Origin of the sequence: Shewanella sp. BJSY2023SW001 (assembly GCF_047314685.1) — a bacterium.
Lineage (GTDB): Bacteria > Pseudomonadota > Gammaproteobacteria > Enterobacterales > Shewanellaceae > Shewanella > Shewanella indica.
The window spans coordinates 12598-35916 of the sequence record NZ_JBKORF010000057.1 but is presented as its reverse complement, the minus strand read 5'-3'; the positions used below and the strand labels follow the sequence as shown (position 1 = coordinate 35916).

Here is a 23319-nt window from a genome sequence, read left to right as displayed (position 1 = left end):
TTCAATACAAACCAAATAGGTTACTTACCTTTTCCTTTGCGGCTTAACTCAGGGGTCACAGTGATAAGTTCAGAGCAGATATTGCTGCCGGCTTCACATACCTTGTATTCAAAGCTTTCGGCACTGCTGTTGAAACGTTCCTTATAGCTGCCTCTATCTCGGGTACTGTCGATCAGTTGACCATCACGATAAATGTCGACGGCTCGGGCTGACGAGCCATTCCAGTTCAAGTTGACATTCACCTTGCTACCGTCTGTACTGCCGGCACCACTGAGGCTGATAGCCGCGGCAACGCTCACCTGCTTGCTGATGCTGTGACTGGCGCCACTGTTGTCTGTCACTGTCAGCGTCACCTCATAGCTACCACCAGAGGCATAACTGTGGCTTGGATTGGCCAGTGATGAAATATTGCCATCACCGAAGTCCCAAGCCCAAGCGACCACAGCCCCATCATTATCACCGGAAGCATCGGCAAAGTTCACATCCAGATGATTCACCTGGAAGCTGAACTCTGCGCTTGGCAATTCATTCACAGGCGCAGCTTCCACTGTCAAAGTTACCAGGGCCACACCATTAGCAGCCTGGCTATCGGCTGCGCTGGCCGTCACTGTATGCTGCCCCACGCTCAGGCTGTTGGTGCTAAAGGACGCGCCTTGACCAATCAGGCCATCCAGATCGGATGTCCACTCCAGGGTATTAGCTACATCACCATCTTCCGCATCGTTGGCAGAGCCCATAAAGGCCACAGTGTCACCCTCAATAAAACTGCTGCCCCCCACTGGAGCGCTAATACCAACAACCGGAGCTGCGTTAACAGGTGTGCTACCAATACCGTCGTGGGTAAAAGTCAAACTCCATTTGTTCAGTCGACCTGCGTCACCGCTCCATTCATCCCTAATGACCAATTGCCAAATACCTGTAGCTACTTCTCCATTAAACTCAACAGGATAGAATGTTTTAATCAGATCGCGGTAGTTATCGTTCGGACCGCGCACATCGAAGATCTCAACCGTAGTACCGTTCGGAGACACCAAATGGATCAACAAGTCGTTGTTGAAGCCATGCATAATATCCACAAACAGGCTCATGTCCTTGATCTTCACACCAAGGGGAACATTAATCTCAGCTACCACACTTCCCATATCAGGGATGGATTGAACCCTGCTGTCCTCATAGGAAACAACGGTGCCGTCACTAACAATGTACAGAAAGAACTCACGGCTGCTCACCACACCTTGACTGTCAAAGGCTGTCACTGTGATCTGGTGAGTCCCCTGGCTCAAATCCGAGCGGGAGAAGTTTCCACCTGTGCCGATTTGACCATCGAGGCTGGAAGTCCACACCAGTGAGGCACGAACATCACCATCTTCTGAGTCGGTTGCATCAGCAACGAAATTGACTACATCACCCGGCAAATATAGAGCATTTTGCAGGTTAGCACCTATAGTCACTGTAGGAGGCAGATTGGTACCAGGCTGAGATCCACCTGTAACATCCATGCTCCAACTTTTGAGAGTACCGGTATCACGGAATCCTGAATCTGTGACGTGAAGAATCCAATCACCTAAAGCCTCTTCCAGATCAAAGTCTTCCACTGCATAACTGGCTACCAGGTTATCAGCACTGCCGCCGGTACGATTATGCAGGGTAACTGTGCGACCGCTGGGCGAAGTCAAAGTCACCAGCAAATCACCTATATAGGTATGTGCTATGTCCAGATTGACCACGAGGTCCGTCAATGTCAGGTTGATTGGTACATTGATTACGCTACTTACACCATCGGCATTGTCATCGGGGATCGCCAGCGGATTTTCATTGCTGTAGGTAGTGCTGAACGTACCGGCAGGATACACCAGCAGACTGACATCGATACTCTTGTGGATATCACCATCAACTGCATTAATAGTAATGATGTGATTGCCCAGGGTAGTATTGACATCTGTGGAGACTGTCATTGTGGTGCGACCATCGGCCGGTACTGTGTTACTGGAGAAGCTCACCGCTGCATTCAAGCCCGCTGGCACATCAGCACTGAAACTGGCATTGCCGTTATAGCCACCCACGGCGTTCATGTCGATATCAAAGGTCACAGACGAGTCTTGGTTCACAGTGCGACTGGCAGGACTCACCAGCAGATAATAACCAGGACCACCGGCACCGGCCATGTTCAAGGCACTCTCCAGGTTCAAGCGCTTACCTGTCACGGTTTTACCTTCCAATGCGGCAATGGGGTCACCGGAAGACATTAGGATATTCTTGACATCGGCCGTAGTCAGGGTTGGATCGGCGGCCAAAATCAAAGCGGCAGCCCCTGCCACATGGGGAGTCGCCATGGAAGTCCCGCTCAGGGTATTGTAATCACTCCCTGGAACAGTGGAATAAACATCCGAGCCTGGAGCCCCCATATCAACCGTATTAAGCCCCCACTGAGAGAAGTAAGACATTTCATCATCGCGAGTAGTAGAGGCAATGGCCATCACATTGGGTACATCATGGTTGGCGGGCCAGCTGTCATTGACATCATTATCAATCGCATCATTACCGGCCGCGGCGACAAACAGAATATCGGCATTATTGGCTGCCGTAATAGCATCTTCCAAAGCCTGGCTGAATGAGCCACCGCCCCAGGAGTTGTTCAACACTCGGATATTTACGCCACGGTTTTTCAAATCAACCATGTAATCAATACACTGAATACCATCTGCCGTGGTACCACCTTGGTTACCCAGGAAAGAGCAACCTACCATGGCAGTATTCCAGTTGACCCCAACCACTCCCGAGCCATTATTGCCGGTCGCCCCTATGGTTCCCGCAACATGCGTGCCATGGTAATGGGTATCCTGCGGATTGCCGTTATCATTAATGGCTGAAATACCGTGAATATCATCAATATAACCGTTGCCATCGTCGTCGATACCGTTATTGGGGACCTCATTGGGATTCACCCAAATATTGTCTCGCAGATCCGGGTGAGTGTAGTCAAAACCTGTATCTATCACCCCAACGACTACCTCTCGCGAGCCCATTTCCATCTCCCAGGCCTGCTCCGCATTGATTTTTGGCATACCCCACAACTGGCCGTAGCTTGGATCGTTGGGGATAACCGAAGGATAAAATCTGTGGTTGAGTTCAGCGTATTCGATGTGGGGGTTGTGCTTGAGCCGTTCCACCATAGCGCGGGCATCCAGCCCCCGGGGAACTGTCAATTCAGCCAGTCGACCCTTGGCAATATGGCGAAATCGATCATCAACGCCATCATGGTTTTTATCTTTGAATGAAGAACCGAATTGAGCCATTAACTGCTTACGGTCCGCTTTCTTTGCGGTTTCTTTGAATTTAACAATAACAGAGGCATTATCGAAGTCTTGTTTGGGTTCTAGTTTCTTGGCGGCAAGTGACGGAACCGTCACTGCCATCAGGGAAGTAGAGAGCATGGCCAAAGTCAATCGGCTCAAGCGAGTATGCGGCTTTCTCATTTGTAGTCTCCTGTGATTAAGAGTGCTCGCTATAATCGTTATGTATGCGAACACATACAATCTAGACACGAAACAAACAAAATTCAAACAAAAAAGAAACTTTTTTAACAATAGCGTTCTTACACCATCACTCCAAGCAAAGTGGATCCTCAGCAGCAAAAACTAGCTGAGTCTCACCAGGGTAAAGAACTGAAGAACGCTAAGATCCGCTTAAAAACAGCAAGGAATGTTATGAAGTGTATCTAAAGAAATACAATTTGATGGCAGGTATATTTAGCAGGAACAAGAAGTTAACAGGGCCAAACGAGTTCGAATCTCGCCCCGCCCATTGGACTATCGCCGACACGAATTTGCCCCCGACTATTTTCGGCCAATCGTCGAGCGATGGCCAACCCCAAGCCTATACCGCCGGTGGCACGGGTGCGACTGGGATCGAGACGGATGAAAGGTTCAAAAATCCGTTCTCTTTCTGCAGTCGGCACCCCGGGACCATCATCGTCCACTATGATATTCACCTGCCCTTGTTCAAGCTGACAACTGAGCCGAACCTCTTGATGGCAGTGTCGCAATGCATTGGATAGCAAGTTGTTTATTGCCCATTCCAAATGCTTCTTACTGGCAATGACAGATATTTCAGGATCAACTGGCGTTAAGGTGATCTTTTTCTCGGGGAACAAGGGATGCTGCCTTACCACCAAAGTTTGCAATAATGGCGCCAGCGACAAAGACTCTGTTGGCGCTCGCCTCGGACTTCCTTCAGCTTTAATCAGCTTGACGATTTCACGGATCAGCTCATCCAACTCTTCCAGGCCCCGCAGTACCCTGTCTTCCAATTGCGGCCTTTCGTCCTCCTCGGCTTCGATGAGCATATCAAAAGCCAGTTGCACCCTGGCCAGTGGCGCCCTGAACTCGTGCGCCACTGCCTGCATTAGATCGCTTTGCATCTTTATCGAGCGTTGCAAGGCTTGATTTACCCGCGATTGACTATGACGACCATAGAGCAGCAGCAGAATAGCCGCAGCCGCTACCAGCGCCACGATCCAAAGATTGCGGGTAAACTTTTGTTGTTTGATAACCTCTTGTTGCAAGGCTTTCTCGCCTTCCAGCAAAGTGATTTGTCGCTGGCGTTTTTCATCTTCAAATGAACTGCGCAGCCATGCCAGACGCTCACTGGAGTTGGCATTAAAAAGCGCATCATTGATACTTTTAAACTCTTTATGGTTTAACAACGCCTGGCGATAATTACCTTTACGTTCATGTATTTTTGACAAGAGTTCATAGGTATCTCTGAGCTGACCACGATCGCCACTGGCAAGCGCCAATTGCAATGCCTGCTCGGCTCTTTCACGGGCAATATCCACATCGTTGGTCGCCAAAAAATAATCAGCGAGACTCAGCCTTCCCTGGGCTTGCAAGGCGACCAGCCCCAATCGGTCGGCTGTAGCCAAGCCTCGCTCCAGATAACGCCGGGCAATAGGATACTCGCCCATGTCCAAGGAAAGCTTACCAAGACTCATTAAAGCCGTGGCAGTGACATTACCGTCTTTAAGCTCTTCACCATAGATCAGAGCTTGTTTCATGGCAGCCTTGGCCGCCACCTTTCTATTCAATTTTTGCTGCACTGTCCCGAGAGCTGTCAGCGCCTGTGCCATTCCGGTCTTGTCATCCAAGGCCTCGAATCCCTGCAGTCCCAATTGCAACTGCGCCATAGCCTCCTGCAAATCACCTATGTGCTCATAAGTGATCCCCATATTGTGATGCAATTCCGCCACGCCTGACTTATCATCCAACTGCTCCCTGATCCTCAAAGACTCCTGTTGATTTGCCAGCGCTTCACCAAAATCGCCCAAAGTCGCATGAATACCTGCAATATTATTCAACGCCAGCGCCAATGCTCTTGAGTCGTCCAGTCCTCTATGTAGATCCCTGGCCTTGGTAAAACACTCCAGTGCCAACTGATATTCAGCCTTATCACTGTAGATAAGACCCATATTGTTGTAGGTGGTCGCTTCAAAAGAACTGTTTTTCAGGCTATTGGCAACTGTAAGCGCTCTCTGATAATAGGTTAGAGCCTTATCCAACTGACTCTGACGCCAATAAATCAGACCGGCGACATTGAGCGGTACCACCAAGATCTCAGCTTGCTGCTGCTCCTCGGCCAAAGTCAACGCAGCTTCGCCAAAGTCCGCAGCCTCGGCAAACTCCCCCAACATCATTTTCGCCCAGGCCAGATTACTGAGCGCCATCACCTCGGAACCTGGGTCAGGCTCAATTTCCAGTAGTCGCAGAGCCTGTGTACTGTAGTCTATGGTTTTGATTGGGTCTTGATGGCGTGAGGCGGCAGCCAAATCAAGCAGTTCGAGGATTTGACTATGCTCATCCGAGACCAAAGATGAACGTTCCGCTTCCTGACAAGATGGCAGCAATATCAGCAGTAACAATCCCAAGAGCCAGGGCATTAACGCCCCAGAACGGCCTTGAAATCTGGAAACTACCAAGAAGACTTTCATCTTAACTCAGGGTCAGTACGTAGCCTTGACCACGTATCGTTTTAATTAGGGAGGGTTCTTTGGGATCATCATCCATCTTGCGTCGCAGATGAGAAATTCGAAGATCTATAGTGCGCGGTGTGCTGTCATAACCCAGCTCTTTAAAGTGTTCGCAAATAGCATCCCGCGCGAGAGTCCGGCCAGCATGTTTGCTCAAAAGCCACAGCAGTTCAAACTCGGCCAGGGTAAGTTCAAGATCTTGGTTATTCAAACTTGCAGTCCGCTCCAGCTTGTCCAGACGCAAACCATTGACAGCCAAATGGGTCTCACTCTGATTTGCTCTTGGTTCCTGAACTTGGCCTTCTTGTCGTTCCGAGCGGCGCAGCAAGCTGCGAATACGCGCCAACAGCACCCGGGAACGAACCGGCTTGGCAATATAGTCATCCGCTCCGGTTTCAAGCCCGGCAACTTCATCAATATCATCCCCTAACCCGGTTAACATCAGGATGGGGCCGGGATAACGACTACGAACTTCGCGACAGATAGAAAGTCCATCCATCTCTGGCAGCATGACATCCAACACCACCAATCGGGGGCGTTCGTCAATAATGCGTCTGGCGGCATTTACACCATTGGCTTCGGTTCGGACCTCAAAGCCATTCTTGGTCAAAAAGCCACTCAGCAGCTCTGTTAATTCCTGATCGTCATCAACCAACAGGATAAATTCACTCAAATCCATGATGTCACATCCCCGAAAGCTATGAATTTGATTGTATGTAATTATGTACAAAATTCAAACTTTGTATCTCAAGTGTGATTAATGCTTCTCAGGGGAAGGGCCCAAAAAACGGTCCGAGGGCAACTCCAGATACAAAGTTCAGCTTGGCACAAAATCCAAAGGTGACAACCTGGGGTGTCAGCATCAAGCCGAGCAAAGGCAGATTTTAAACAGGCACAGTAGCCAAACTTTGCCTCAAACCCGGTAATTCTTTATCATCCCCTCCTTTGCCCAAGCTGGAACCCAAGCAATGAAACTGACTCTGCTGACTCAAGAGCTATACAGCAAGCTCTACCGGGATATTCACGAATTCCGAACCACCTTCGATCTGCCGGTCGACTCTCCTGAGACCCTAGATGCCAAGGCAGACACTCTGCACACCTCACTTATCAGCGAAGAGCTGACCGAACTGGCCGAAGCCGACGACAAGGTTGAACAGGCCGACGCCATAGTCGACAGCGTGTATGTATTGATGGGACGCTTGGTGCACTTGGGCTGCACCCAAGTCGGGGAGCGACTGGAGATCAGCTACCTGATAGATCTGCTGCTGCAGGTTGCCGCCAACAAAGCTATCGACTTTGAGCCCTGCTGGGATGAAGTGCATGCCAGCAACATGAGCAAGGTGTGCCGCAATGAGCAAGAACTGGCCGACACCGTGGCCCACTATGCCAAGCAAGGGGTGGAAATTGTCGGTAGCCGTCAGGGTGACTTCCTGATAGCCAAGTGCGCCAAAGATGTGGAAATGACCGGCAAAACAGTGCGCCAGGGCAAGGTGCTCAAGTCTGTCTATTATCGTCCAGCCAACCTCAAGGATCTGGTGTAACGCTCGGCGTTCAATCCTAAACTGGCACTCGCCTTTGGGGAACCAAACAGGTTCCCAACCGCTCGCCCACAAAAGCAGACTCCAGGTCTGCTTTTTCAGCGTTCAAAACTGTGAGTGCTTCATCGTTAGAACTTCACCGTTAGAACTTCACCAAGGTCCCTTTCAGCGCCACCCCGGCCATGATAGCCCCGGCACCACACTCATATTCAGTTTCGCTGGCAAACTCACGCTTCTTGTAATAGGACTGGATATTGACCACAGCGTCCATCCCCTCACGCTCGGCGCGCTCCTGCAACGCCTTTAGGGCACTCAACATCACCCACTCACAAGCTTCGCGATCTGACTTGCCAAAGGCATTGGTCTTTTTATTGGTGATCACCTCGCCATAGCTCTTGCTGATCTCCGGATGCGCCTGAGTGGCAAAATACAGTGGCACATCGTAAAGGGCTTCTTTGGCCTTCTCGGTCTGCAGCAGTTCCTGCACCGGATACTGGGCTATGGTATCTCGCGCCGCGGCGTTGGCACTGACCATTAGGGCCAGCAGCGCCAGAGCAAGTGATTTTTTCATCTATATCTCCCTTTTGCGGCTCTACGCCGCAGTCAAAGCTTTGATTGCAGTCCATCTTAAGATAGGGTCACTCCACCGGTTGCAGGAGTGACTAATTCGCAATGATACAACCAGTTACATACACTAGACCAGAAAAAGCTCAAGCCCTGATAAAGGCCGCCATCAACTCACGGGTCAAGTCGGCGGCGGGAATTTCCCGACATCCCTCCGGATTCTGACCACACCAGAGCGGGCTGAAGTCACAGCAGTCGCGTGCTTCTGCCGCGGCGCGCAGCGGCGCAATGGCATTGGCCGCCAGTGGAAAGTCCGGCGCTTGCCCCAAAGGCCCCAACTCACGCATCAAACGGGTCATTATGCCTCTGGCCGGGCGACCACTGTAGAGGTTGGTCAGTGCCGTATGGCGATTCATTTGCGGATCTTTCAGCGCTTGGCGATGCAGTTCACTGATCTCGGCCTCCGGGCACAGGAGATAGGCTGTACCCACCTGCACCCCGGCCGCCCCTAAAGCCATGGCCGCCTGCACTCCGGCGGCGTCGGCAATACCACCGGCGGCAATCACGGGCACCTTCACCGCCTGTACCAGGCGCGGTAACAGGGCAAAAGTACCGCTATGCTCAGTCAAGTCATCACTGAGGAAATGGCCTCTGTGACCACCGGCTTCCAGGCCCTGGGCTATGATGGCATCCACGCCTCTGGATTCAAGCCATTTGGCCTCAGCGACGCTGGTTGCCGAGGCAATCACCTTGGTGCCCCAACTCTTGACCCTGAGCATCAGTTCGGTGGAGGGTAGCCCGAAATGAAAACTCACCACTTCGGGACGAAAGGGTTCTATAACCGCGGCCACCTCGGCATCGAAGGGACGCCGCTCAGCACCGCCGCCGAGTTCTTCGACCTCGAATTCACGGTAATAAGGCGCCAGTTGCTGCAGCCAGGTACGCAAACGCTCGGGTTGTTCCTCGGGTGGCTTATGGCAAAAGAAGTTAAGGTTCAGCGGCCGGTCACTCTGACGCCTGAAGCTTTCTATTGCCAGCTTGAGTTTGTCATGGGATAACATGGCGCAGGGAATGGAGCCAAGCGCACCGGCAGAAGCGACCGCCAAAGCCAGCGGCACCCCCTGAGCACCGGCCATAGGTGCTTGAATAAGCGGTAATTCAATACCAAAGAGTTGTTCTATCAACATACCAAGACTCCTTCTTGCTTCAGTCCTCAGCAGCACCTCTTGCCGCTGCTTGGTTTACTAACCTGGCTGTTCAGACTAACGGTTGGCAGTGGTTTGCACCAGCAAAAACGCCGCGAGAATCGCGGCGTTGATAGTCAAACTCAATGTCGTTCAGAGCAGGTAATCCATCCCCAAGGCGACAAACAAAGCCATACCCGCCCAGTTGTTGTTGAGAAACGCCTTGAAGCAGGGTGCCCGCTGCCTGTCATAAATCAGCTTCTGCTGATAAAGTCCAAAGCCGATAAAGGCCAGTAGCCCTACCAGATAAAGGGCTCCTCGCTCGGCCACATAACCTGCAGTCATAAAGCAGGCCAGCGCCGCCAGCTGAAACAGGCCGATGATCTGCCTGTCGTAACGGCCGAACAGAATCGCGGTGGACTTGATCCCCACCTTGAGATCATCGTCCCTGTCCACCATGGCATACATGGTGTCGTAGGCTACAGTCCAGAACCAGTTAGCGGCAAATAGCCACCAGGCTTCGACAGGGACTTCACCTGTCTGGGCGGCATAAGCCATGGGGATCGACCAGCTCCACACTGTGCCGAGGAACATCTGCGGCATATTGGTGTAGCGTTTGGTGAAGGGATAGATGATAGTCAGCAGCATACCGACAAGGGAGAGCTTCACCACCAGAGGGTTAAGCAGCAACACCAGACCAAAGGCAAACAGCCCCATGACGACAAACAAGCCCAGCGCTTCTTTGACTGTGACCTCGCCACTGGCCAAAGGTCTGGCCTTGGTGCGCTCGACATAGGTGTCCAATTCACGGTCTGCATAGTCGTTGATGATGCAGCCGCAGGCGCGCATCACAAACACACCTATGATAAAGATGATCAACACCTTGAGATCCGGTAAGCCCCCGGCCGCCAACCACAGCGCCATTAAACAGGGCCACAACAGCAGAAAAGTCCCTATGGGTCTGTCCAGTCGCGACAGACGGGCATAGACGTCAATTTTTTCCCTCAAGTTCATCGGTAGGCTCTCCAACACATCTCAGCCTTAAATTTGCCAAGCATTATGACTCAGCAACAGTGTGATTGACACCGCAAAACGCGAATTTTCCTATGCGGGCTGTCAGCACGCGGTTAACTTGGCGTAGGCCACCACCAACCACTTACTGCCGAAGTCATCAAAATTCACCTGCACCCTGGCCTGTGCGCCCTGGCCTTCAAAATTGGTCACTATCCCCTCACCGAATTTGGGATGCAGCACCCGTTGGCCGACATTGAAGCCCGTGTCGTTGAAGCTGCTTTGCGACTTGCTGAACCTGTTATTGGCCATGGGGGTGGCCACCTGCGCCTTGAGACGAATTTCCTGCAGGTACTGAGGCGGGATCTCCTTGATAAAGCGCGACGGCCGTGAATAGTTTTCACGGCCATAGATGCGGCGCGACTCGGCATAGGTGATATACAGCTGCTGCATGGCGCGGGTCATGCCCACGTAACACAGGCGCCGCTCTTCTTCCAAACGATCGCCCTCTTCCAGCGACAACTGACTGGGAAACAGCCCTTCTTCAACACCGGCCATAAACACCAGCGGGAACTCCAGCCCCTTGGCCGAGTGCAGCGTCATCAACTGCACCGCATCTGTGTGGGCATCAGCCTGGCCTTCTCCCGCCTCCAGCGCCGCATGGGATAAGAAGGCGTTCAACTCCCCCATGTCCACCAGCTCTTCCGGCACTTCGAAGGTGCGCGCCGCGGTGACCAGTTCCTCGAGGTTTTCCACTCTGGCCTGAGCCTTTTCGCCCTTTTCCTGTTCATACATGGCCTTGAGCCCGGAATCCTGGATCACTCTATCCGCTTGGCGATAGAGAGGCAGCTCTTCGGTGTCACTGCGCAGCTGCACTATCAAGTCCATAAAGCCACGCACCGCATTGGCGGCGCGGCCTGCCAAGACCTTCTCTTCCAACAAACGGACGCAGGCCTGCCACAGAGTCAGTTGCTGCTGCCGGGCTGTGGTTCTGAGAATATCCAGGGTGCGATCGCCTATACCTCTGGCGGGAGTGTTGACCACCCGCTCGAAGGCGGCATCATCATCGCGGTTGGCAATCAGACGCAGGTACCCCATGGCATCCTTGATCTCCTGACGCTCGAAGAAGCGCAAACCGCCATAGATGCGATAAGCCAGCCCCTTGTGCAGCAAGGCCTCTTCCAATACCCGTGATTGAGCATTACTGCGATAGAGGATGGCGCAGTCACTGAGACTGCCGCCCTTGTCCTGCCAGTCGCCAATGCGGCCTATGATGAAGCGGGCTTCATCCATCTCATTGAAGGCACAATAAACTGAGATGGGTTCACCATCGACATCTTCGGTCCACAACTGTTTACCCAGCCGATCCGGGTTGTTGGCGATAAGTTCGTTGGAGGCCTTGAGAATATTGCCGCTGGAGCGGTAGTTTTGCTCCAGGCGAATGGTTTCAGCATTGGGAAAGTCCTGCAAAAACTTGTGCAGATTTTCCACTTGGGCGCCGCGCCAGCCATAGATGGACTGGTCATCGTCGCCCACTATCATCACATTGGCGCTCTTGCCTGCCAGTACTCTGATCCAGGCATATTGAATGGCGTTGGTGTCCTGAAACTCATCCACCAGAATATTGCGGAATCTATCCTGATAGTGGGCCAGAATATGTTCCTTGTTGAGAAACAGCTCGTGAGCCCGCAAGAGTATCTCGGCAAAATCCACCAGCCCGGCACGATCACAGGATTCCTGATACACCTGATAGATTTGAATCAGCCTCTGTTCCATGGGGAAAATCCCCCCATCAAGATGCTTCGGGCGTAAACCTTCATCCTTTTTACCATTAATATAACTGGCCACCATCCGCGGCGGATACTGCTTCTCATCCAAATTCAGGCTCTTGAGAATACGCTTGAGCAAGCGCAGCTGATCATCCGAGTCGAGGATCTGAAAATTCTGCGGCAGGCCAGCATCCTGCCAGTGAGTGCGCAGCAGACGATGGGCCAGACCATGAAAGGTACCAATCCACATACGGCCCATATGGTTGCCGACTATCTTCTCCAGCCGCTCCCGCATCTCGGCGGCCGCCTTATTGGTAAAGGTCACCGCCATAATGGAGTACGGGCTCTGGTTTTCCACCTGCAGCAGCCAGGCAATCCTGTGAGTCAGTACCCGGGTCTTGCCGCTACCGGCTCCGGCGAGCACCAGCATGCTCGATTGAGGTGCGGCTACCGCCTCACGCTGCTTGTCATTCAGGCCATCCAATAAAGAAGATACGTCCATTCGCGCCTCCACAAAAACGAGCGCGCATTATAGCAGGAAAGACCCATTGCTCCTACGCGCCTTGGCAGGCTACTGATAGAACCGGACTCAAGGTAAGAGGGCAAAACAGAGTCGGCTTCATCGGTATTTCCCCTACTTTGTTCAAAAACAAAATACAGTCTCAAAAGTTCATATTAAATCATTACTAAATAACGACTTAATAATATTAACAATCAAAAATACTAAAAGTTAAAACATTTACCTATTAAATTGCCACAACTCACAGTTTATAACAGAGCAAAGACCTAGGATCTTGAAACATTCACTATATTTTTCATGCATTTGTTTGGGAGCCGGGTTTTGAACCAAGCCATCTTTTCCAATCTTTCTTTGCGCAAGTTGTTAATCACCTTGTTTGCTGCGCTTTTAGCACTGTTTTGCCTGTCATTGGGCACCATTGGCTATCACCTAGAGGAGGTGAAAAGCCAAATAAGCCTGCTGGAACGGGAGTACCACAGCAATGATCAGGCCGCCTCTTTACTGCAACTGGTATCCGGCCTCAGACGGGAACAGCTGGGTTACAGCTTGAGACGGGTACTGAACGCTCCCATGAGTGAGGAGTCACGTCAGTACCTTCAAGATCAGACTCTGGCGATCAACTCGGCATTACAGCAACTTAAACAGGGTGCCGGACAAGATACCCTGGTGCAGCTGCACAAGCTGGATGCGCCGCTGCAGGCCTTTATGGGACTGCATAAGCAGTTTTTGGCTCAAGACAGCAACGACCTTGCGGAAAACACCGCCAACATGCTGACCTCCATGGAATCCTGGCATATTTACAACAATGTCGAGACCGAGCTCAAAGCCTTGATGGAGCTGGAAACCAATAAGGTCAGCTCTGCCAGAAGCGCCAGTGAACAGGCGATTCAATCCCTCAGCAGCAGTTTGGTTATCGTCTTCTGTCTCTTTGTAACCCTGGCACTGGGAGCCGGCTGGTTCCTGCTGCGACGAATCTTTATCCCCCTTGGCGCCACCACGCAAGTGCTGGAAAAAATCGCTTCGGGCGATCTCGCCAGCGCCATCCCGATGGAGAAATTCAGCGGCAGCGAATTCAAACATTTGGCAGAAACTCTGGGACAGATGCGTACCACATTGCATGAAATGATCTCCCAGATAGGCGCCGCCTCGGTACAACTGGCTGCGGCTGTGGAGGAGATGACTGCTGTCGCCGCTGAATCTGCCGAGGAGATGCAACAGCAGCGCTCTGAGGTCGATCAGGTAGCCACCGCTATGACAGAGCTACAGAGCTCGATTGCCGACATCTCCCGCAACACCACACAAACCGCCGATCAAGCCAACCAAGGGGTGCAAGCCACCACTGAAGGCCAGCAAGTGGTAATGCAAACTCTGGATACCATTCAAAGTTCAGATGCAGAAATCACCGCCGCCAGCGAAGTGATAAATCAATTACAGAAAGACTCAGACTCCATAGCCATGGTGCTGGAAGTGATCGCCCAGATAACGGACCAGACCAACCTGTTGGCCCTCAATGCCGCCATCGAAGCTGCCAGGGCCGGTGAAGCCGGCAGAGGCTTTGCAGTAGTGGCCGATGAAGTACGCACCCTCGCCAGCCGCACCCAAAGCTCGGCGCTGGAAATCAAAGGCACTATAGAGCAGCTGCAACAAAGGGCTCAACATGCCAATGAAGTGATGCAAAAGAGCCGTGAACGTATGCAAGGCAGTGTCCGCTGTGCCAATGAGGCCAGTGATGCGATTGAAAGGATTAGTGCCGCCATCAGTATCATCAACGATATGGCAATTCAGGTGGCCAGTGCCACCGAACAACAGACAGCGGTTACCGGCGAGTTGGGGGTCAACATCACCAATATCAGTGATGCCGCCTCCAGGGTGTCAATGGGAACAGGGCAGGTATCTCAATCCAGCCAGGAGCTGAGTCAGTTAGCCCACAATCTGGCGCATTTGATCAGCCGTTTTCGCACCTAAAATGAGATCTTTGTCACAATCAAGCGGCCACAACGGCCGCATGATAATACCATTCCGACTTGGAGAGACTGACTATGGGATATTCAATCAAAGACTTGGTATATAACGGTGAAACTCATGGAGTACACAACTGGTCAACCCTGGAAGGCAGCCAGTTTTACTGGCATCCGGATTGGCTACATATCGCCGAGGATTTAACCGGCCACAAAGCCACAGCCCATATTCAAGCCAAAGCTGCCAAGGCTAGCCATGAAGAGGCGAAGGCCACCATAGTCCAGCACCTCAACGACAAAAAGTAATCTCTAAAATAACCTAAATAAGCCTCCACTGCGGAGGCTTATCTATTTTTGGGCTAGTGCCCGGACGCTATTGCCTTGCGGGCAAGATTATCCACCCATGCTGGAGCAATAAGGCGAACAAAACGTCCCAGACGACCACGCCAGGAGGTAATTAGCATCCTGCCCCGCCCGGCTATGACCGGCAGCATCATCTGCGCGCATTCTTCGGCAGTCATGATCTTGCTCTCCGCCATGGGAGAAGTCCCGAGTGGCTTACCCTCACCATCCAGCGCCCGCCGATGGATCTCGGAAACCACAAAGTCAGGGCAGATCACTGTCACTGCAATACCATCCTCGGCCAATTCGATACGCAGAGAGTCAAAGAACCCCACTACAGCATGTTTGGAAGCAGCATAACCACTGCGGGTTGGCACCCCAGTGAGACCAGCCACGGAAGCCACCACGACCACTTGCCCTTGGGAAGCCTTCAGATGCGGCAGCGCCGCATGGGTCAGCCAGGCAGGTCCCAAATAATTGACCCGCATCAGCTGTTCAAGAATATCCAGTTGCTTGAGTTCATCGAAGCGGCTCCACATGGTCATGCCGGCATTATTAATCAATATATCCAGCCGACCAAAGCGCTCGATTACCGTGGCTATCAAGGCTTCACAGTCCTGTTGTCGCCCGACATCACCACAGACCACCAGCGACGCACCGCCGACCGATTCGACCTCCATCGCCAGGGTACGTAATCTGGGTTCGTTGCGGGCACTGAGCACAAGTTGTCCACCGAGTGGTGCCAATGCCAGCGTCAGCGCCCGTCCAATACCTTCCGAGGCACCGGTAATCACTATGACCTTATTAGCGAGTCCTTCCATCTACAGTCCATTGTCAGTCGAAGTTATCAGGCTAAGCTCGCATACTCCTCTTGCAAGTGCAATCCCTGCAACTGCTGCTCATGAGCCTTCTGCCACTGATAAAATTGCTCCAGAGGTTTGGGGCGCCCTATGGCGTAACCCTGAGCATAATCAACCCCTATCTCCAACAGCTTGTCCACTATTTCCTGGTTTTCGACAAACTCGGCGACAGTTTCTATCCCCATGACCCGGCACACATCATGAATGGATTTAACTATCGCATAATCTTTGGCATTGCTGGCCAGATGACGAACGAAGCAACCATCTATCTTGACATAATCCACCGGAAGTTCCCGCAAGTAACCGTAAGAAGCAAAGCCACTGCCAAAATCATCCAGGGCGAAGGCAAATCCCAAGCGGCGCAATTGGTTGAGCATTTCCATCGCCCGGGTTCGGTTCTGGATAGCACTGGTTTCTGTAATCTCAAAGCAGACACAGGAGCTGGGAATACCATAACGCCCCTGCATCTCGGCGATATAGTCCAGCATGCCCTCGCTGCCCAGACTATTACCCGAGAGGTTGATAGAGATACTGATCTCAGGCCACAGCTGCGGATGCTCAGAGAGCCACAGGAAAGCCTTGCGGATCACTTCCCGGTCGACATCGGGCATTAACTTGAAGCGTTCCGCCGCCGCAATAAACTGGGCCGGAGGCAAGATTCGGCCACTGTTGTCGCGGATCCGCAGCAAGATCTCCAACCTTTGACGGCGACAACAACCATTGAGTCCTTTAATTGGCTGAAAATAGAGCAATAACTCTTTGTCTTCTATGGCTCTGGCAATACGCACAGCCCACTTGGGGGCATTGCGCTCATTAGCCAGCTCTTTATTGCGATCATCAAAGAAGTGAATTTGATTACTGCCCTTGCGCTTGGCCGCCAGACAAGCGATATCGGCATCCTTGAGCAGTTCGGCCGGGGCCATGCAAGGGCCTCGATGGAAGGCCACACCACTGCTGACACCCACCCGGTAATGGGCACCGCCGCAAGGCAATACCTGCAAACAAACTTGCTTCACCAACTGCTTCAAAAGCTTGGCGACTTCAAGAGCACTGCGGTTACGGACAGCCAAGCCAAACTCATCACCACCGAGTCTGGCCAACATTTCATCGCCCTGCAAGCAGGATTCTATGGCTCTGGCAACCATCACCAACATCTGATCGCCGGCGTCATGACCACAGTTATCATTAATAAGCTTGAACTGCTCCAAATCCAGATAACAAAGCGCCAGGGTATCGGCGCCTTCGGCAAAGCCGGGCAAGCGTTCCTCAAAGGCGCTACGATTATAAAGCCCGGTAATACCATCGACACTGGCCTTCAACCTGAGTTGCTGTTTGAGGGTTTCTTCTTGGGTAATGTCCCGCAGCACTGTCACCGCACCTATCACTTTACCTTTGTGGTTACAGAGATTGCTCACAGCCCGTTCCATAATCCTCGGCTGCTGCATCTGCAGAGTGACCTTACTGTACTCGGGCTGTCGGTTACCACTGGACATAAAGGCGAGTAACTCTTCGTCCAGTTGATCGTCACTCTTGAGTAGAGAATCCAGCGTTCGCCCCAATGCCTGTTGACTGCGCAGCCCAAGCAGGGATTCAGCCTGCGGATTAAGGTAGATAACCTTGGCCTTATTGTTGGTGAGGATTACCGCTTCGGCAATGGATTCAAGGGTGATACGGGAACGTTCGTTTTGCTGAAATATCCGCAACAACAAGTTGTTGATCCTGTCAGCCAACACCTTGAATTCAGCGCCGCCGCAACCACTAATATGGGTATAACGCCTGGCGCTGGGATCTATCTCCTTAAGCTCTGTCATCAGTCGGTCGAAAGGTTTTAGCAACCCGCGTCGTAACCACAAATAACCGATGGCGACCATCAGCATGCCACCGAGCAATAGCAGCATCACCACAAGTAAACTCTGCCACTCCAGACGTTCAAAGGCATCGCTCTGTTGTCTGATCTGTAATACAAAAGGCTCGTCCAACAGTGTCGGTACGGGAACTTGACTGAAAAGCTTAAGATGCTGCCCTATACTCACAGGCTGTCGCAGCGGAACCAAGGTCACAGATTGGATAAGATTGGTCTGCCCAAGACTCTGCAGGTGCACAGGGGTCAGCAAACGAGTGACGATCAAAGCCTCGTCATCGTCAAAACGATAGAAGCCAATCTGCAGCGGTTGACCATTGACGACAGCAGCGCCAAACGCTTCTTTATCCAAAGCAGCAAACATATCGGCAGGAGGAACTTTTTGCTCAAGCACCCGGGTCTTGCCGTTGGCCAGCGCCGTTACCTTGCCCTGATGTAGATGAAACAGACTGATATTGGATGACTGTAACCCCTCAACCCAACCGGCTAACAATGAATCTGACGGCATTTCGAGAATGGGGACATAGAGACGCGCCAGCTGCAGCAAACGCCGGGACTCTCGGGTAAACTGTTGTTCAATACCGACATACTCATGTTCCAGCGTTTGCTGCCGGAACTGACCCAGACTGTATTCAAACCAAAAATTCAAACAGTAGGCGACCACAAGCAGGGCCGGAATACAGAACCCCAGAATGAACACGCCTATTTTTTTGCCAATGTGCATCTTAAACCACGGCTGATTGTGATCGGATATCAAGAGTGACCGAACTCCGGCAGGCAACATACCTCATTTAATGACCGGTTAAAACTCTTGACTGGCATCATCGCCAGTTTGCCGCCCTTTGCCCGCGACAAACTGCACCAGCTTGCCCTGACTCTTACAGGCTTGTGTTGATTTGGCGCAGGAAAAAAGAGATAGATACGTGCTTTGGAGCACAATTTGTCAAATTGAAAATATCAATGGTAAGGAACTAAATCTGTATTCCGGGTAATTCAGCATGGGTTCCTGTCCACCGCAGAATCAGGTTAGTCCTCCCCCTAAGACACAGCCACTCAGTCGCATTAATGTTATCCAAGGGTGCAAGCCCGGACAACATGTTATTGTTTTAACATTAAAAAGGCCCGCACTGCGGGCCTTTTTAATAAACGAATACTAACTTACTTATGGTACTGGGCAGACAGCTCATGTACCGACTTAACGAAGGCACCGGCATGCTCAGGATCCACGTGCTGGTGGATACCATGACCCAGGTTGAATACATGGCCTGTACCTTGACCATAGCTGGCCAGGATCTGCGCCACTTCTTCATGAATACGCTCAGGCGATGCGTACAGAGTCGAAGGATCCATATTGCCCTGCAGGGCAACCTTATCGCCGACACGCTTACGGGCATCGCCTATGTCTATGGTCCAATCCAGCCCCAGGGCATCACAACCTGTCTCAGCCATAGCTTCAAGCCATAGACCACCGCCCTTGGTAAACAGGGTTACAGGAACCTGACGACCTTCGGCATGACGGTTCAAACCATCGATGATCTTCTGCATATAACGCAGGGAGAATTCACGATAAGCCGCATGTGACAGCGCCCCACCCCAAGAGTCAAAGATCATCACGGCTTGTGCACCATTGGCGATCTGGGCGTTCAGATAAAGGGTCACTGAGTCAGCCAGCTTGTCCAGCAACATGTGCAATGCTGCAGGCTCGGCATACATCATCCGCTTGATCTTTTCGAAGGCCTTGCTGGAACCACCTTCAACCATATAGGTAGCCAGTGTCCAAGGTGAACCAGAAAAACCTATTAGCGGTACTTCGCCCTTGAGTTCGCGGCGAATGGTGCTAACGGCTTTCATCACATAACCGAGCTCATCTTCCGGATCCGGAATAGCCAGTTTCTTGATGGCGTCAATGGTATCGGTTGGGCGTTCAAAGCGAGGCCCCTCACCTGCTTCAAAATACAGGCCCAAACCCATGGCATCAGGCACAGTCAAAATATCGGAAAACAGGATTGCCGCATCCAATTCAAAACGACGCAGCGGCTGCAGGGTAACTTCACAAGCCAGCTCGGCATTACGGCACAGCGCCATAAAGTCACCGGCCTCGGCGCGGGTAGCGCGATATTCTGGCAGATAGCGGCCAGCCTGGCGCATCATCCAAACTGGTGTAACATCAACAGGTTGCTTGAGCAGCGCACGTAAATAACGATCGTTTTTTAATTCTGCCATTGGGCTTATTCCTACTCCGATTGAGATCTGCTGGTTCGCTAGTTTAGCATTTGCGGCTGCATTGTAACCTGTGTCTGAGTATTTATGTGACCAGAGGCATGGATAAATACCATTCCGGAGAAGAGTTTGACCCCATCCAAGCTTTATTGGGCAACTGAAATGGACAAATTTATGACCGAATTGACGATAAAGACTAACGACTCGGCCACCACAGACTTAATGCGCCGCGAGACACGGCAACGCAATTGCGCCAGCTCACATTTTTACAACAAAAGTATAAAGATCCAGGCGTCAGCCGAACGTCTTATGACAGAAAAAAGTTGCACAGGTTCCCACCCTTTGGTATAAAAAGTCTGCGCTAGCAAGAACAATCAAGAAGCTCGTCACATCGAGCCCGTTAAAACTTTCCTCGCCCAGCTGTAGTTTCTACCGCTGGGCTTTTTATTTTCCAATCCGCATCCGGATACACAATTTAACATTTGAGTTGTTTTTGTATACAAAACAACTGGTTTGTCCATGAGTAAAAAAACCATTTACACGCCGAAAAGAGTTGATCACTGGTTAACTTGTCACCTAAATTAGGTACAGGTGCGGCGATAAGGATGAGAAGATCATGCTGAAACAACTTGAACAGGCCGAGCAAAAATGGGGCGGAGCCAATGCTTTGGTGGATCAATGGTTGAATAACCGCAGGAAATTGCTGGTTTATTACTGCAAATTAGCCGGACTGGCCCCCTATGAAAACCGTGACAAGTCCCTGCCCTGCGTCGATCAGGTTCGCGGCTTCTGTAATCTGTTGGTGGATTACGTTTCAGAAGGTCATTTCGAGGTCTTCAATAGAGTCGTCGACGCCTGTGACGAACAAGGGCAATCGAACAAGGCACTGGCACAGCAATTACTGCCCAAGATTGTCGAGACGACAGATCAAGCTCTGGACTTCAGTGATAAATACTCCGAGCTGGAAAGCGACGATCTACTCTATCAACTGGATAAAGATCTCGCCGAATTGGTGCACGCCCTGGAGACCCGCTTCCAGTTGGAAGATAGAATGTTGGAAGTGCTGCACAATAAAAAATCAGCACCTACAATCAACTGATACCGTAACGAGTCTGCTGGCTATTGTCGTACCTAATGCCTTATTGCTGCCGTTTTCAGACTCCAAAGCCGGCTCTATGTAATGTTCAGATGAGCATTAACAGTGATATCTAGATGGATATTTGGTCGGAATAATGGGGATCGAGCGGAGAAATACTCGATCCTTTCTTTTTATCTGGCAAAGCAAAATCCCGCCCTCTCTCGCAATTTGTTTAAATTTACAGCTCAAGTGTTATCAGGAGCATGTATTAGCCAAAGCAAACGGTACCTTGATTCGCACCTTCCCTAACAGTTGCATGCCTTGTTATGAAAACGACGCTCATCAAAATGATCAACTTAGTAAAAGGAATTAAACCAGGATGCTGGCGTTCTTTGTTGCCAAGAAGTTATAATCCGGCGCGGATAACACGGAAAAGTAATACCTTACAATCCAACAAAGGACGGATTAATGCGTAAATTGACCCTTGCCTCACTAGCTTGCGCCGGCGCTCTGCTGGCAGGCTGTAGTTCAACCCCGCAACCCATCATAGCCCAGGAAAAAACTGTCGAAGTGAAAGGCCAAACGCTGAAGCTCGGTGGACGCTACTTTTCCGATAAGAAGAAACTGGAACTGACAGTCAATGGTGACCCGATAATGCGCGGCACCTTCCCTCCTTATACTCCAACCCAAAATCTGGGTGGTCGTTATCAAGAGATGGAAATCGATGGCAAGTGCTACTTTGGGTCTGTACTCGGCAGTCAAGGCGGCGCATTTGGCATTATTGCCAGCGCGGTACAATCCTCAAAATCCAGCAATGGTGACAAGTGTGAGATTCTGGTTGACGGTAAAACAGTCGAAAACCTCTATTTCTAACACTCATCCCAACTAGATATATCCGTGTTATCCCGCGTCACATCTGTGAAATTAACTGAAACAGGGCCTAAGTCAAAAAGTCCCATGCCCCTGTTTCACTGGCTAATTTCATCATATTTCATGTAAAAACTTGTGAAATCTCCAATTTGTTCGGCTTTGGATCACAGATAGCTGCCAGCTATTTCCTATAATCCTTCCGCCCTTTCCCAAGGGGCATAGCTTTTACATAAGCAATTAGAAAATAAGAACATTCTCACGTAAAAAGGAACGCATTGCCATGACAGCAACCAGCTATCAGCCAGGAGAGATCCGCGGACTGATCCAGATAGATGCGCTCAAATGCAAAGGGTGTGACGCCTGCAAACAGTTCTGTCCCACCCATGCTATTGAGGGCGCATCCGGTGCCCCCCATAAGATTGATGAAGAGCGTTGCCTGAGCTGCGGCCAGTGTTTGATCAACTGTCCGTTCGGTGCCATTCATGAAACCCAGAGTGCCTTGGATACAGTATTAACCAAGCTCCAGGATCCCAACACTGAAGTGGTCGGCATTCTGGCTCCAGCAGTACGGGTTGCCATAGGTGAAGCCTTCAATCTGCCCAAGGGGCAACTGCTGACCAATAAACTCTATGGCGCCATGCACCAGGCCGGATTCAGGATCTTCGACTGTAACTTCGCCGCCGACCTGACCATTATGGAAGAAGGCTCTGAGTTCATTCACAGGCTGCACGCCAATGTGCGTCAGGAACCAGATGCCGGTAAGCTGCCGCAGTTCACCTCCTGCTGTCCGGGCTGGGTTCGCTTCCTGGAAATCGAATACCCCAACCTGTTGCCACATCTTTCTACCGCCAAGTCGCCGCAGCAGATGGCCGGTACTGTCGCCAAAACTTATGGCGCTAAAGTCTACGATATGGCTCCGGAAAAGATCTTCACTGTAGCGGTTATGCCTTGCACTTCGAAAAAACTCGAAGCATCACGTCCAGAGTTCAAATCAGCCTGGCAATTCCACCAACAATACGACAACGATGCCGCACCTTACGCCGATGTGGATGCTGTGCTGACCACCCGCGAGATGGCCGAGCTGCTCAAGCGCCTCAACATCAACCTACCCGATGTGACCGAATATAAGGGTGATAGCCTGTTTTCCCAATACACAGGGGCCGGCACTATTTTCGGTAACACAGGTGGCGTGATGGAAGCCGCGGTGCGTACTGCGCACAAGGTGCTCACAGGCGAAGAACTGGCCAAACTGGAACTGACTCCGGTACGCGGTCTGGAAGGCGTCAAGGAAGCCGAACTCACCATTCATGACAAACAGCTTAAGCAAGATGTGCAGCTGAAAGTCGCCGTGGTGCACGACATGGGCCGCAATATCCGCCCCTTGCTGGAACAGGTGATGGCCGGCACGTCTCCCTACCACTTTATCGAAGTGATGAACTGCGCCGGTGGTTGTGTCAACGGTGGCGGTCAACCTATCAACGGCTCAGGCACATCCTGGGTTGCCCAACTGTAAGGAGTT

General features: G+C 51.5%; 16 protein-coding genes. 6 read left to right on the top strand and 10 right to left on the bottom strand.

The annotated features are described in order from the left end of the window. Positions 1-20: 20 nt before the first annotated feature. From ACMHXH_RS13540 to ACMHXH_RS13530, 3 genes are all read right to left on the bottom strand, one after another. Entirely contained in the window at positions 21-3476 is a 3456-nt protein-coding gene (locus tag ACMHXH_RS13540) for a S8 family serine peptidase (protein ID WP_071476146.1), read from the bottom strand. Positions 3477-3766: 290 nt separating this feature from the next. Next, positions 3767-5935: a tetratricopeptide repeat protein gene (locus ACMHXH_RS13535; RefSeq protein ID WP_186299992.1), complete on the bottom strand. Its 2169-nt coding sequence runs from the start codon at positions 5933-5935 to the stop codon at positions 3767-3769. 52 nt (positions 5936-5987) lie between these two features. Next, positions 5988-6704 carry a response regulator transcription factor gene (locus tag ACMHXH_RS13530; RefSeq protein ID WP_335912370.1) on the bottom strand — a complete coding sequence of 239 codons (717 nt, stop codon included), beginning with the start codon at positions 6702-6704 and terminating at the stop codon, positions 5988-5990. A 289-nt stretch (positions 6705-6993) separates the two neighbouring features. Between ACMHXH_RS13530 and ACMHXH_RS13525 the strand changes: the two genes are divergently transcribed. Further along, positions 6994-7566 (top strand): nucleoside triphosphate pyrophosphohydrolase family protein, encoded by a 573-nt coding sequence (locus ACMHXH_RS13525; protein WP_162207065.1) that lies wholly within the window; start codon positions 6994-6996, stop codon positions 7564-7566. Positions 7567-7705: 139 nt separating this feature from the next. Here ACMHXH_RS13525 and ACMHXH_RS13520 read toward each other — a convergent pair whose 3' ends face one another. The 4 genes from ACMHXH_RS13520 to uvrD form a co-directional block, all read right to left on the bottom strand. Further along, complete coding sequence (locus tag ACMHXH_RS13520) at positions 7706-8134, bottom strand: hypothetical protein (RefSeq protein ID WP_025009251.1); 429 nt, start codon at positions 8132-8134, stop codon at positions 7706-7708. 139 nt (positions 8135-8273) lie between these two features. Next, a complete protein-coding gene (locus ACMHXH_RS13515) occupies positions 8274-9314 on the bottom strand; it encodes an NAD(P)H-dependent flavin oxidoreductase (RefSeq protein ID WP_162207064.1) in 1041 nt (346 codons plus the stop codon). Positions 9315-9464: 150 nt separating this feature from the next. Further along, the gene (gene ubiA, locus ACMHXH_RS13510; protein WP_039034837.1) at positions 9465-10325 is read right to left on the bottom strand and encodes a 4-hydroxybenzoate octaprenyltransferase; all 861 of its coding nucleotides are present in this window, start codon (positions 10323-10325) and stop codon (positions 9465-9467) included. A 102-nt stretch (positions 10326-10427) separates the two neighbouring features. After that, positions 10428-12593: a DNA helicase II gene (uvrD, locus tag ACMHXH_RS13505; protein ID WP_039034838.1), complete on the bottom strand. Its 2166-nt coding sequence runs from the start codon at positions 12591-12593 to the stop codon at positions 10428-10430. Between the two features lie 339 nt (positions 12594-12932). Between uvrD and ACMHXH_RS13500 the strand changes: the two genes are divergently transcribed. Together ACMHXH_RS13500 and ACMHXH_RS13495 are read left to right on the top strand one after the other, a co-directional pair. Continuing rightward, the gene (locus ACMHXH_RS13500) at positions 12933-14576 is read left to right on the top strand and encodes a methyl-accepting chemotaxis protein (RefSeq protein WP_233962916.1); all 1644 of its coding nucleotides are present in this window, start codon (positions 12933-12935) and stop codon (positions 14574-14576) included. 74 nt (positions 14577-14650) lie between these two features. Continuing rightward, entirely contained in the window at positions 14651-14875 is a 225-nt protein-coding gene (locus ACMHXH_RS13495; RefSeq protein ID WP_039034839.1) for a hypothetical protein, read from the top strand. Positions 14876-14928: 53 nt separating this feature from the next. Here ACMHXH_RS13495 and ACMHXH_RS13490 read toward each other — a convergent pair whose 3' ends face one another. The 3 genes from ACMHXH_RS13490 to hemE all read right to left on the bottom strand — a co-directional run bounded on the left by ACMHXH_RS13490 (position 14929) and on the right by hemE (position 19855). Then, positions 14929-15732, bottom strand: coding sequence for an SDR family oxidoreductase (locus tag ACMHXH_RS13490; RefSeq protein ID WP_071476148.1), 804 nt, complete (start codon positions 15730-15732; stop codon positions 14929-14931). Between the two features lie 26 nt (positions 15733-15758). After that, the gene (locus ACMHXH_RS13485) at positions 15759-18356 is read right to left on the bottom strand and encodes a putative bifunctional diguanylate cyclase/phosphodiesterase (protein ID WP_335912369.1); all 2598 of its coding nucleotides are present in this window, start codon (positions 18354-18356) and stop codon (positions 15759-15761) included. Between the two features lie 434 nt (positions 18357-18790). Further along, the gene (hemE, locus tag ACMHXH_RS13480; protein WP_039034841.1) at positions 18791-19855 is read right to left on the bottom strand and encodes a uroporphyrinogen decarboxylase; all 1065 of its coding nucleotides are present in this window, start codon (positions 19853-19855) and stop codon (positions 18791-18793) included. Positions 19856-20468: 613 nt separating this feature from the next. Between hemE and ACMHXH_RS13475 the strand changes: the two genes are divergently transcribed. From ACMHXH_RS13475 to ACMHXH_RS13465, 3 genes are all read left to right on the top strand, one after another. After that, positions 20469-20951, top strand: a complete 483-nt coding sequence (locus ACMHXH_RS13475) for an Rsd/AlgQ family anti-sigma factor (protein WP_039034842.1) — start codon at positions 20469-20471, stop codon at positions 20949-20951. A 447-nt stretch (positions 20952-21398) separates the two neighbouring features. Next, positions 21399-21803, top strand: coding sequence for a hypothetical protein (locus ACMHXH_RS13470; RefSeq protein ID WP_039034843.1), 405 nt, complete (start codon positions 21399-21401; stop codon positions 21801-21803). 277 nt (positions 21804-22080) lie between these two features. Further along, positions 22081-23313: a [FeFe] hydrogenase, group A gene (locus ACMHXH_RS13465; protein ID WP_335912368.1), complete on the top strand. Its 1233-nt coding sequence runs from the start codon at positions 22081-22083 to the stop codon at positions 23311-23313. The last annotated feature ends 6 nt before the right edge of the window (positions 23314-23319 follow it).

Excerpts from the sequence above, each read along its gene's own strand:
- ACMHXH_RS13540 (WP_071476146.1), bottom strand. The coding sequence starts at position 3,476 with ATGAGAAAGCCGCATACTCGCTTGAGCCGATTGACTTTGGCCATGCTC.
- ACMHXH_RS13535 (WP_186299992.1), bottom strand. The coding sequence starts at position 5,935 with ATGCCCTGGCTCTTGGGATTGTTACTGCTGATATTGCTGCCATCTTGT.
- ACMHXH_RS13530 (WP_335912370.1), bottom strand. The coding sequence starts at position 6,704 with ATGGATTTGAGTGAATTTATCCTGTTGGTTGATGACGATCAGGAATTA.
- ACMHXH_RS13525 (WP_162207065.1), top strand. The coding sequence starts at position 6,994 with ATGAAACTGACTCTGCTGACTCAAGAGCTATACAGCAAGCTCTACCGG.
- ACMHXH_RS13520 (WP_025009251.1), bottom strand. The coding sequence starts at position 8,134 with ATGAAAAAATCACTTGCTCTGGCGCTGCTGGCCCTAATGGTCAGTGCC.
- ACMHXH_RS13515 (WP_162207064.1), bottom strand. The coding sequence starts at position 9,314 with ATGTTGATAGAACAACTCTTTGGTATTGAATTACCGCTTATTCAAGCA.
- ubiA (WP_039034837.1), bottom strand. The coding sequence starts at position 10,325 with ATGAACTTGAGGGAAAAAATTGACGTCTATGCCCGTCTGTCGCGACTG.
- uvrD (WP_039034838.1), bottom strand. The coding sequence starts at position 12,593 with ATGGACGTATCTTCTTTATTGGATGGCCTGAATGACAAGCAGCGTGAG.
- ACMHXH_RS13495 (WP_039034839.1), top strand. The coding sequence starts at position 14,651 with ATGGGATATTCAATCAAAGACTTGGTATATAACGGTGAAACTCATGGA.
- ACMHXH_RS13490 (WP_071476148.1), bottom strand. The coding sequence starts at position 15,732 with ATGGAAGGACTCGCTAATAAGGTCATAGTGATTACCGGTGCCTCGGAA.
- ACMHXH_RS13485 (WP_335912369.1), bottom strand. The coding sequence starts at position 18,356 with ATGCACATTGGCAAAAAAATAGGCGTGTTCATTCTGGGGTTCTGTATT.
- hemE (WP_039034841.1), bottom strand. The coding sequence starts at position 19,855 with ATGGCAGAATTAAAAAACGATCGTTATTTACGTGCGCTGCTCAAGCAA.
- ACMHXH_RS13475 (WP_039034842.1), top strand. The coding sequence starts at position 20,469 with ATGCTGAAACAACTTGAACAGGCCGAGCAAAAATGGGGCGGAGCCAAT.
- ACMHXH_RS13470 (WP_039034843.1), top strand. The coding sequence starts at position 21,399 with ATGCGTAAATTGACCCTTGCCTCACTAGCTTGCGCCGGCGCTCTGCTG.
- ACMHXH_RS13465 (WP_335912368.1), top strand. The coding sequence starts at position 22,081 with ATGACAGCAACCAGCTATCAGCCAGGAGAGATCCGCGGACTGATCCAG.